Genomic DNA, 10,562 nt, shown 5'->3' on the forward strand with positions numbered 1-10,562 from the left:
CGGGTTCGACGGGCACACGCGGGGCCCTCGCCTGATGCGGAGCCCATTTGTGGCGGTGCACTACTGACACATTCCCCTGCACGAATGACAAAGCCGAAGCCCACGCTACGGCGTGGACGAGGAGTACGGCGTGTCGCTGGTGGAGAAGGCCCGGGTCTTCTCCGCTGGCTGCTGAGCGACCGGCCGCCGGGGAGCAACGGCGACATGATCCCGGCCTGGCACATGGGGTCATCGCGGTGTGGGGGTGAAGCGGACCGCGTCGGCACGGTGGTTGCCGGCGCCGCTGACGGAGAGGGTCACCGAGGCGAGGCCGTCGAAGGGCCAGGTGCCGAGGGAGCGCCACTGACCCCCCGAGGAGGTCTGGTCGACGACCACGTCCTGGCCGCCGGCCCGGTAGGCCGCCTGCTTGGCGCTGGCCGTGTGCGCGGGGTACCAGACGGCCACCTCGTACGAGCCCGAGGGCAGGCGCGCCGTCCAGGTGGCGGTCGAGCCCTCGGTCGTGCTGAACCGGGTACCCGAGCCGTCGAAGCCCTTCAGGCTGCTTGAGGACCAGGTTCCGGTCTCCCGGTAGGGCGGCGTGTCCGAGCAGGTCGGGGGGCCGCCCTCGTTGGTCACGACGACCGGGCCGGAGGAAGCGGGGGGCGGCACCGTGTGGGGCTCCGAGAGAGGACCGGTGCCGGCCGCGTTCGTCGCCGCGACCCGGTAGACGCCCGGGGCTACGGTGAGGCCGGTCGCCCCGGTCGTGCTTCCGGCCACGGCCGAGCGGCAGCCGCCGGTCACGACGTATCCGCGGGCGCCCTCGACCGGCGTCCACGACAGCCTGGCGCCCTGGTGCGACAGCCCGGAGGGCACGGCCGGGACCTCGGTCTCGACCGGGAACGGGTGCGCCGCCGTGCCGCCGCCCGACAGCACGTACTGGTGTCCCCGGGCCACGGGGAAGCGGATCGCGCCGGTCTTGGAGTCCACGGTGAAGGACATGCGGCGGCCGGTCCTGGCGTCGGTGACGACCAGCTTTGCGGGATCCCAGCCGGTGTTCGCGTTGACGATCCGGGTGCCCCGGGCGTCGAAGACCGAGCCCCGCGCGATCGGGTACACCTCCGCACCGGAGCGCGTGATCAGCACGCCCTTGCCGCCCACGAACACAGGCAGCCGGTCCATTCCGATCGGGTGGCCCGTCAGGGTCCGCGGCCCCTGGTACACCGCGCCGGTCTCGTGGTCGATCCACTTGCCCGCGGGCAGGTGCACGTCCCGCGTCTGCGCGGTGTCGAAGTCCCGCCCGAACAGCGGTGCCGCCAGCAGCGACTCGCCGAGCATCCACTCGTGGCCGACGGAACCGGGGACGGCGTCGGGGTAGGCGATGGACAACGGCGTCATCGCGTACGGGAAGCCGGACTCGTAGCCGTCGAGCACCGCGTCGTAGATGTAGGGGTGGAGCGAGTCGTGCCAGAGCGCCATCCGCTTCACCGACTCGGCCAGCTCGGGGTCCTCCAGTTCCCAGGGCCCCTTGCCGAAGGTCATGACCGGCGTCAGCGCGGCGAACTGCGCGTTCCGCCAGAAGTAGCGCCGGTAGGACGGGTCGGTCAGCGAGGCCCGGGGGGTGCCGCCCACGATGTCGGGGGACACGTTTCCGGGGCCGCTGGCGGCGATGTTGAGCAGGTTCACCGGCATCCGGTCGGGGTCCTCGTGGAAGACCTCGCCGTGGCCGTAGATCGTGTCGTTGATGCGCACCCAGTCGCCGGGCACCGAGTAGGCGGCGTTGCGGACGACGACGAGGTTGCCGGCGTCGTGCAGCGCCTTCTGCAAGGCGTTCCAGTTGCCGTCGCGGTTCAGGTTGGGCGCGTACAGCATGGTGTCCTCCTTCAAGCCGTCCACGCCCCACTTGCGGCTCTGCGCCACGAACCACCGCACGGCCTCCGGGTTCGAGGCGTCCAGCACGTACGTCTCGCCCTGCGGGAACTGCGACTTGGTCACCTTGACCGGGAGGAAGTAGCCCTTGGCCAGGGCCTCGGCGGTGAACGGGCCGTCGTTGGCCGTGGGCTCCACCTTGAAGTTGTTACGCGCGCCGAGCAGCAGGGCCATACCGCTGTCCGCGAACAGCCTCTTCAGCGCGTCCGGGTCGGGGTAGCGCGGGTTGGGCAGGCCGTCGTCGCGGCCCGGCTCGTGCACCGAGTCCCACATGCCGAAGCTGTTCGTCGTCCCCTCGGACTTGTCGCCGCGCGGGCCCGGCCAGAACCCGGAGCCCACCACGCCCCACCGGAGCGGGTAGCCGTGGTCCTTGAACGCCTTGACCGTCTCGGTCACCGACGACTGGTAGGTGTTCCAGGCCAGCGCGCCGTACGCCTCCCACCCCAGCCCGAACATCTCCGGCCGCGGCCGGACGTCGGCGTAGCCGTGCCGGTGCCTCGCGTCGCGGTAGTCGGCGTAGATCCGCTTCAGGTCGGTGGCGGCGAAGTAGTACAGGCCCTGCGCGGGCCCGGTGCTGCCCAGCCGGTTCTCCAAGGTGGTGAGGCCGACCCGCTTCTGTCCCTCGTCGAAGAGCACCTCGGCGAACCTCTGCCGGGGGAAGACCACGAAGGTGGAGATGAACCGCTTGCAACTGCCCTCGTTGGTGAGGTTGTCCAGGACGATGCCGGTCAGCTCCGTCGTCCGGCGCGCCTCGACCTGGCCGCTGCACGGGGTGCCCTGATCGGGCTGACCGTCAGCGTGCGCGCCGTAGTCGCCGAGCCCGTACGCGGGCGCCACCGGGCCGGTGCGGAAGTCCGCGCCCCGGTCGGCGGTGATCTTCACATGACGGGCGGACCGGTGCACCTTCACCCGCACCTTCGCGCCGGTCTCCAGGGTGACGTCGAGCACGGCCGTGCCCACCGCCTGGCCGGCGAGTTCGGTGGTGGCGGCGTCCGCGTCGCCGACGCGCAGGCCGGACTCGGCGTGGGCGGGAGCGATCACGGTGCCGTCGCGCCGGGCGAAGGAGTACCGGAAGCGGGCTTTCTGGATGGTCATGCGGTAGGTGTCGCCGGTGATGACGATGGCGTCGCCGGTGTCGGCGATCGGGCCGGCGGCGGCCTGCGCCGATACGGCCGGCGCCACGGCGGCGGCGAGCAGGGCGAGCAGGACGAGCAGGACGAGGTGGATGAGCGAGGGGAAGCGACGCATGAGTCGTCCTCGGGGGGGTCGGTTCGGGCATGTGCGCGGCTGGTGCGGGGCCGTGCCGAAGGCGGCCACGCTCGCGGCCAGGGAAACCGCCGGGGACCGGGCATCCGAGCATGGACGTGCACCGTCAGGGGCCGCTCGGTGCAAGCGGGACCGCGGAAATGCCGTTCCGCGGAACACGACCGCTGCTGGGCGGTCTCTATTTCTGCAGGTCCTTGGCGGTCTCGGTGGCCTTTGCCAGTGCCTCCTTCGCGGAGGAGTCGCCGACGAGCACGGCCTGCACCTGTTCGGCGATGGCCGTTTCTATCTGGGCGTAGCCGGCGTACCGCCAGAAGGGGTTCGCGGTCGCGGTCTTGGTGATCTTCTCGGTCCACTCGGTGGTGAACGCGTCACCGGACACCTTGGGGTCGGCCAGGCCGGCGGTGGTCGTCGGCGGCAGCTTCACCTTCTCGAAGAAGGCGGCGACGGTGGCGGTGTCGGAAGTGGCGTGCGCGGCGAACTCCGCGGCGGCGTCGGCGCCCTCGCCCTCGACCACGGCGATCACGTGCCCCCACAGCAGGGCCTGCGGAGAGTCGCCCGCCTTCAGCACGGGCCGGGACAGCGGCACCATCTTGGCCGTCAGCGACTTGTCCGGCGCCTGGATCTCCACCACGCCGCGCGCGATGATCGCGTCGTCGTAGAAGGCGGCCTTGCCCTGGGCGAACAGCGCGCGGGCGTCGAAGCGGTCCACGTCCGGCGCGATCAGCTTGGCGTCGTAGAGCTTCTTGTACCACTCCACGGCCGCCACCGACGGGTCGTCGCCGACCGTGATCTGATCCTCGGCCAGCAGCGGGCTGCCGAACGTCCGCATCCACGGCAGGATGTCCTTGAGCTGGGCCGCCTTGGTGGCGGCGGCGTACGGGATGACGCCGTCGAGCGTGGCCACCTTGCGCAGAGCCGCCTCGAACTCCGCCACAGTGGCGGGCATGCCGTCCACGCCAGCCTTCTCCAGCAGCCCGGTGTTGGCGATGAGGCCGATCGAGCCGGTGGTCCAGGGCAGCCCGAGCTGCTTGCCGCCGGTCCGGCCGCTGGACAGCGCCACGTCCGTGTAGCCGCCCTTGGCGGCCGGCGTGGCGAGGTCGCGCAGCCTGCCCGTCGCGGCCAGCGCGCCCAGCCACGCGACGTCGAGCTGGATCGCCCCGGTGAGCTGCCCGCCGCGCAGCTTCAGGGTCACCTGGTTGAGGTACTCGTTGTACGGGAACGACGCCGCAGTGATCTTGACGCCGTTGCTGCCGGCGTAGCCGTCCACGATGGCCTGCACCGCGGCCTTCTGCGCCTCCTCGTTCAGCGACCATGAGGTGAAGCCGAAGGACTTGGCGGCGATGTCACCCTGAGGGGTGCCGCCGGAGGCGTCGGGGGCGCAGGCCGCCAGCGCGGTCACTCCAAGGGTGGACAGGCCGAGCAGCCGCAGGGCGTCCCGGCGGTTGAGCGTGTTCATGTGGTCTCCTATCCCTTGACCGCGCCGGCCGTGAGCCCGCCCACCAGGTATCGCTGCAGGAACATGAACGCGGCGATGACCGGAAGCGAGACGACGAACGACGCGGCCATGAGGTCTGGCCAGGCGGTCTGGAACTCCCCGAGGTAGGTGTGCACCAGCCCCGGCGGCAGGGTCTGCCGCGCGGGGTCGGCGAGGGTGAGGGCGAAGACGAAGTCGTTCCACGCGCGGACGAACGCGAAAAGGCCCGCGGCGATCAGCCCCGGCGCGGCGAGCGGAAGCGCGATCGTGTGCAGCGTCCGCCACCGGGAGGCACCATCGATCGCCGCCGCCTCCATGAGCGTGGACGGCACGGTGTCGAAGATGCCCTTCAGCATCCATACGCACAGCGGCAGCGTGAAGGTGGTGAACGACAGGATCAGCGCGGTGTAGCTGCCCAGCAGGCCGGTGGCGCTGAACACGGCGTACAGGGTGACCAGCAGCAGCGCCTGCGGGAAGAGCTGCGAGGCCAGCACGAGATGCATGAGCGACCTGCGGCCGCGGTAGCGGAACTTGGAGAAGGCGTAGGCCATGTAGGCCGACACGATCACGCTGAGGATCGCGGTGATCACCGACACGATCACGCTGTTCGCCAGGTACTGGAACAGTTGCGGGTTCTCCGCCAGCCGGGCGAAGTGCTCGAAGGTGATCTCGGTCGGGATCAGCGACGGCGGGAAGCTGAAGGCCCGGTCGTCGGGGGTGAGCGCCGTGACCACCAGCCAGTAGATCGGGGCCAGGCCGAACAGGCCGATGACGACGACGGCGACCCAGGCCGCTACGCGGGATCGGTTGACGGGCGATCTCCGCCTGGTCCGGGCCGTGGGCACGGACGCGCTCAAGGTCACCGTCACGAAGCCTCCTTACGCAGGTAGAGCACCATGAGCACGAGCAGCAGCACCATCCACAGCCCGCCCAGAGCGGTGGCGTGGCCCAGGTCGAACCCCTTGAACGCCGTGTCGTAGACGGCCACTGCGAACGTCTTGGTGGCGCCGGCGGGGCCGCCGCCGGTGAGCACGTAGATGGTGTCGAAGTGCTGGAAGTTCCAGATGAACTCCAGCAGGAAAACGATCCCGGCGATGCCCTTCATGTGCGGCACCGTGACCGACCTGAACCGGCGGATCGCGCCCGCGCCGTCCACCGCGGCGGCCTCGTGCAGCTCGCGGGGCATCGTCTGCAGCCCTGCCAGGAGCATGACCATCATCCAGGGGAAGCTGGCCCACGTCTTGGTGACGATCACCGCGGCCATCGCCGTGCCGGGCTGTCCCAGCCAACTGATCTCGGTCCCCAGCAGCCCGTTGAGTACGCCGTAGTTCGCGTTGAAGATCCACAGCCACAGGAAGGACACGACCACGCCGGGGATCACCCAGGGGAACAGGAACAGCCCGCGCAGGAAGCCCGGCAGCCCGGAGTTCAGCGCCAGGGCCAGCGCATACCCGAGCAGGAACGGGATCACCGTCGCGCCGAGGGTGAAGACCAGCGTGTTGCGCAGCACCGGCCAGAAGTCCCCGCCGAGCAGGTCGGCGAAGTTGGCCAGTCCGACGAAGGTACGGCCGGGGCGGACCAGGCTCTGCTCGAAGAAGCCGGTGACCAGCGCGGCCACCAGGGGATAGACGATGATCGCGAGGAACAGCGCCATGCCCGGCGCCATCAGTAACCAGGCGAACTGCCCGTTGGTCAGCTTCCTCATGGCCGGCTGCCCAGCAGGTGCGCCGGGCCGACGTAACCCAGTCCGATGCTGACGGAGTCCGCGGTCTCGATGATCGTCCTGGCCAGTTCGGCCTCGCGGGCCGGCAGGCCGATCGCCGACAGCGGCCCGGAAATGGAGATCGCCGCCACGACCGTGCCGGACCGGTCGCGGATCGGCGCGGCCACGCACGCGCGGCCGAAGGCCAGTTCCTCGACCTCGGTCGCGTAGCCGTGGCCGAGCACGGTGGCCAGCTCCCCGTCCAGGCGGTCGTGGCCGGTGATCGTGTTCGGGGTGAAGGGCGGCATCGCGGGCAGCAGCGAACGGCGTTCCGCGGCGGACAGGCCGAGCAGCAGGCACTTGCCGATGCCGGTGGCGTACAGCGGCTTGCGCTGGCCGGTCAGCACATAGGAGCGCGGGGCCAGCCTGCCCTCGAAGTTGGCCAGGTAGAACATCGAGTCGTCCTGTCTGATCGCCACGTTCACGCCCAGGCCGAGGGCTGCGGCCAGGTCCTGCGCGATCTGCCGCGCCTCGCGGTGGACCGGGTGCTGGTTCAGCGCCACCCCGCCGAGCGTGATCGGCGCGGTGCCGAGCCGGTACAGGCCGCTCACCTCGTCGCGCTCCACGAACTCCAGCGTCTCCAACGTGGCGAGCAGCCGGGACGCGGTGGAGGTGCCCAGCCCAGTGGCCTTCGCGACGTCCGACACGCGTAGCTCGGGGCGACCGGTCAGGAACGCCCGCAGTACGGAGATCGCCCGTTCTACGCTCTGATTGTTGCCCTGATCGGAAGCCATCCTGTCTCCATTGCAATCGCTTTGCACTATGTGGGATCGTTACGCACATGCCGCAAATCCGTCAAGTACGCTGTTTCCCGGTGAAGCTCCGGCATGAGACCGCCTACTTGGGTGAACCGTCGCAGGAGGAGGGCTACTTCACGCGCTCGCCGTGGCGCAGCCTCTACTCCGCCCGGTTCGAGACGCTGCTCGTCTCGGTCACTTGCGACGACGGCACCACGGGCTGGGGCGAGGCGCTGGCCCCGGTCGCCCCTGAAGTGCCGGCGGCCATCGTCGACAAGCTGCTCGCCCCGGCGCTGATCGGCCAGGACCCCACGCGGGTCAGACCGCTGTGGGACCGGCTGACCGGCCTGATGCGCGAGCGCGGTCACCTGACCGGGCACCAGGCCGACGCGCTCGCGGCCGTCGACATCGCCCTGTGGGACCTGACCGGCAGGATCACCGGGTTGAGCGTGGCGTCCCTGCTCGGTGGCGCGTTCACCGGGATCGTGCCCGTGTACGTGAGCGGCCTGCCCCGCCCGTCCGACGCCGAACGGGCCGCTCTGGCCAAGGAGTGGGCCGCCAAGGGCGCGACCGCGGTGAAGCTCCACCTCGGCCACGGCGTCGAGGAGGACCTGGCCACCGTGGACGCGGTCGCCGCCGCCGGGCTGAAGGTCGCCGTTGACGCCCACTGGGTCTACGACGTGCCCTCGGCCGTACGGCTGGCGCACGGCCTGGCCGAGCGGGGAGCGCTGTTCCTGGAGGCCCCGCTCGCGCCCGAGGATGTCGAGGGGCACCGGGAGCTGGCGCGGCGGGCTGAGCTGCCGATCGCCGTGGGCGAGACGCTGCGCAATCGCTACGAGTTCGCGCACTGGCTCTCGCGCCGCGCGCTGAGCCTGGCCCAGCCGGACGTCGGGCGTACCGGGATCACCGAGCTGATGTCCATCGCCGAGCTGGCCGCGGCCCACCACGTGCCGGTGGCGCCACACCACTCGACCGGGCTGGGCGTCGCCCTCGCGGCGGGACTGCACGTCAGCGCGGCCCTGGGGAACCTGGCGTTCTTCGAGTACCAGCCCACCACCTGCGAGGTCGCCGGCGCGATCCTCACCGCGCCGCTGGCCGGCGGCCCCGGCGGCTTCCCCCTCCCCGCCGGTCCCGGCCTGGGCGTGGAGGTCGACATCACCACCCTGGAAGAGGAGTCGTAAGTGCCTATATCCGGACTTATCCCTATCCTTGCCACGCCATTCACCGCGGCCGGTGAGCTGGACGTGCCGAGCCTGCACAGGCTGACCGAGTGGCAGCTCAGCTCCGGCGCCGACGGCGTCGCAGTGTTCGGCATGGCCAGCGAGGGCTTCGCGCTCACCACGGCCGAGCGCGCGAGGATCCTGGCCGAGGTGCGCCGGGTGGCCGGATCCGGCCCCGTGGTCGCCGGAGTCGGCTCGACCAGTACGGCGACCGCGCTGGAGCAGGCCCTGGCGGCGGTGGAAGGGGGCGCGGACGCCCTGATGGTGCTTCCGCCGTACCTGGTCAAGGCCACACCGGGACAGCTCACCGACTTCTACGGCGAGCTCGCCGCGCGGGCGGGGATCGACGTGATGGTGCAGGACGCCCCCGGCGCCACCGGGGTGTCCATGCCCGAGTCCCTGATCGTGGAGCTGAGCAAGCTGGACGGCGTCACCTCGGTCAAGATCGAGGCTCCGCCGACCGCGCCCAAGGTGGGCGCGGTCGCCGCCAGAGCGGGCGGCGACTTCGCGGTGTTCGGCGGCCAGAACGCGCTGTTCTGCCTGGAGGAGTACGCCAGAGGAGCGGTCGGCACCATGCCGGCGTGCGAGTTCACCGACCTGCTCGCCCCGATCCTGAAGGCACCCGGGCAGGACGCCTTCGCCAGGTTGCTCCCACTGATCCGCTTCGGCATGCAGCCGGGCATCGCCTGGGCAGTGCACAAGGAGGTGCTGGTGCGCCGCGGCTTGATCGAGTCGGCGGCCGTTCGCTCGCCGGCCCAGCCGCTCGACCCCGGCAGCCGGGCCGCGCTGGACGAGATCCTGGCCGCCCTGCCGGAGTTGAGGGTCGCATGACCGCCCTGCTCGCCGGTGGCAACTCGCCGATCGGGCTCGCCATCGCCGAGGCCCTGGCCCGCGACGGCCACCGTGTCGCCGGTGCCGGACTCGGCCCTTGCGACGACCCCGTCTACACCCGCTTCGAGGTGGCCGATCTGTCCGCGCCGGAGCAGGTGGACCGGGTGGTCCGCTCGGCGGTGGACGCCCTTGGCAGGCTCGACGTGCTGGTGCTGGCCACGGCTGTGATGCCGGTCGCGCCGATCACGCGGACCACCGACGAACAGTGGCACGCCGCCCTCCGGGCGACCCTGGACGCCGCCTTCCACCTGTGCCGCGCGGCCCTGCCGCACCTGACGCGGGCGGTGGTGGCGGTCGGCTCGGTCAACTCCTTCCTGGCCGCCCCCGGCCTGCCCGCGTACGCGGCGGCCAAGGGCGGGCTGGACGCGCTGATGCGGCAGATCGCACTGGAGTACGGGTCGGCCGGGATCAGGGCGAACGTCGTCGCGCCGGGCCTGATCGGCGGTGAGCGGCTGGAGAACGCCGCGGACGGCTACCCGATCGGCCGCACCGGTACCCCGCGGGACGTGGCCGAAGCGGTCGCCTTCCTGGCCTCGCCCGCAGCCTCCTTCATCACCGGCGCGACACTCCCGGTGGACGGCGGCCTGTCGATCGCCTCGCCCGCCGCCTACCTACGGCCCGACCTGCGCGCCCGGTTCGCCCCGACGCTGTGACGCTCGAACAGTGTCGGCGAGGTCGGTCATGTCCCGATCGTGGATCACAAACCGAAGCCTGGCGATATGGTCGCCCAGGGTCATGACCAGGTTGCGGGCTTCCTGTCCCCGTTCTCGCTCTTGCTGACGGTGTTGTCCGGTGAGGCGCCTCCCCTCTCGGTCATACCTCCACCGCACCCCCGCGGAATGGCGGCATGCTGAGGGGATCTCTCGCCGGTGCTTCTTCCGCCCCTGCCCCTGCCCCTGCCCCTGCCCCTGCCCCGAGAGCGTGGACGAGCGCCTCGCCAAGTCCGCGACGCTGTGGACCCAGACCGAGTCTGCCGACCTTCACCTTCACCCGAGCCGGGTGTCCAGGGTTCGTACGCCGTTCTCGTGTGAGATGCCGTGGAACAGTTCGCGGGCCTCTTCCCAGGCGGTTTTGGCGGTGTGGTGGTCGCCGGCGGCGGTGTGGGCGTCGCCGAGGGCGCGCAGGGTGCGCGCCAGGTAGGGGATCGAGCCGCGGGTGCGCCAGGCCAGGACCGAGCGTTGGAGGGTGGCGATGGCGGTGGCCGGGTCTCCGTGGGCCAGGTCCAGTTGCCCGAGGACGCTGAGCGAGTCGGCGAGGTAGTGGCCGAAGTTGCCGTCCTCGCTGTGGGTGAGTGCCAGTTCGGCGGT

9 protein-coding genes are annotated in these 10,562 nt (G+C 71.1%); 3 read left to right on the top strand and 6 right to left on the bottom strand.

All coding sequences use genetic code 11. The features are described 5' to 3' along the window. Window positions 1-228: 228 nt before the first annotated feature. The 5 genes from AB0I81_RS63510 to AB0I81_RS63530 all read right to left on the bottom strand — a co-directional run bounded on the left by AB0I81_RS63510 (window position 229) and on the right by AB0I81_RS63530 (window position 7,141). On the bottom strand, window positions 229-3,153 hold the full coding sequence (locus tag AB0I81_RS63510) for a TIM-barrel domain-containing protein (RefSeq protein WP_360680502.1): 2,925 nt from the start codon (window positions 3,151-3,153) through the stop codon (window positions 229-231). Between the two features lie 196 nt (window positions 3,154-3,349). Beyond that, complete coding sequence (locus AB0I81_RS63515; protein ID WP_360680505.1) at window positions 3,350-4,627, bottom strand: hypothetical protein; 1,278 nt, start codon at window positions 4,625-4,627, stop codon at window positions 3,350-3,352. Window positions 4,628-4,635: 8 nt separating this feature from the next. Then, the gene (locus AB0I81_RS63520) at window positions 4,636-5,514 is read right to left on the bottom strand and encodes a carbohydrate ABC transporter permease (protein ID WP_360680507.1); all 879 of its coding nucleotides are present in this window, start codon (window positions 5,512-5,514) and stop codon (window positions 4,636-4,638) included. Beyond that, complete coding sequence (locus tag AB0I81_RS63525) at window positions 5,511-6,350, bottom strand: sugar ABC transporter permease (RefSeq protein WP_360680510.1); 840 nt, start codon at window positions 6,348-6,350, stop codon at window positions 5,511-5,513. The genes AB0I81_RS63520 and AB0I81_RS63525 overlap by 4 nt, the downstream gene beginning before the upstream one ends. Then, complete coding sequence (locus tag AB0I81_RS63530; protein WP_360680513.1) at window positions 6,347-7,141, bottom strand: IclR family transcriptional regulator; 795 nt, start codon at window positions 7,139-7,141, stop codon at window positions 6,347-6,349. The genes AB0I81_RS63525 and AB0I81_RS63530 overlap by 4 nt, the downstream gene beginning before the upstream one ends. An 80-nt stretch (window positions 7,142-7,221) precedes the next feature. Here AB0I81_RS63530 and AB0I81_RS63535 point away from each other — a divergent pair, with 80 nt between their 5' ends. Genes AB0I81_RS63535 through AB0I81_RS63545 form a run of 3 tightly spaced genes read left to right on the top strand, consistent with a single transcriptional unit; the run spans window position 7,222 to window position 9,908 of the window. Next, window positions 7,222-8,325: a mandelate racemase/muconate lactonizing enzyme family protein gene (locus AB0I81_RS63535; protein WP_360680516.1), complete on the top strand. Its 1,104-nt coding sequence runs from the start codon at window positions 7,222-7,224 to the stop codon at window positions 8,323-8,325. After that, the gene (locus tag AB0I81_RS63540; protein WP_360680519.1) at window positions 8,326-9,195 is read left to right on the top strand and encodes a dihydrodipicolinate synthase family protein; all 870 of its coding nucleotides are present in this window, start codon (window positions 8,326-8,328) and stop codon (window positions 9,193-9,195) included. Then, window positions 9,192-9,908 (top strand): SDR family NAD(P)-dependent oxidoreductase, encoded by a 717-nt coding sequence (locus AB0I81_RS63545; RefSeq protein ID WP_360680522.1) that lies wholly within the window; start codon window positions 9,192-9,194, stop codon window positions 9,906-9,908. The genes AB0I81_RS63540 and AB0I81_RS63545 overlap by 4 nt, the downstream gene beginning before the upstream one ends. Before the next feature lie 333 nt (window positions 9,909-10,241). Here AB0I81_RS63545 and AB0I81_RS63550 read toward each other — a convergent pair. After that, window positions 10,242-10,562 (bottom strand): tetratricopeptide repeat protein (locus tag AB0I81_RS63550; protein ID WP_360680525.1); only part of this gene is annotated, 321 nt, incomplete at its 5' end.

It is taken from the genome of Nonomuraea sp. NPDC050404 (assembly GCF_040655495.1).
GTDB lineage: Bacteria > Actinomycetota > Actinomycetes > Streptosporangiales > Streptosporangiaceae > Nonomuraea.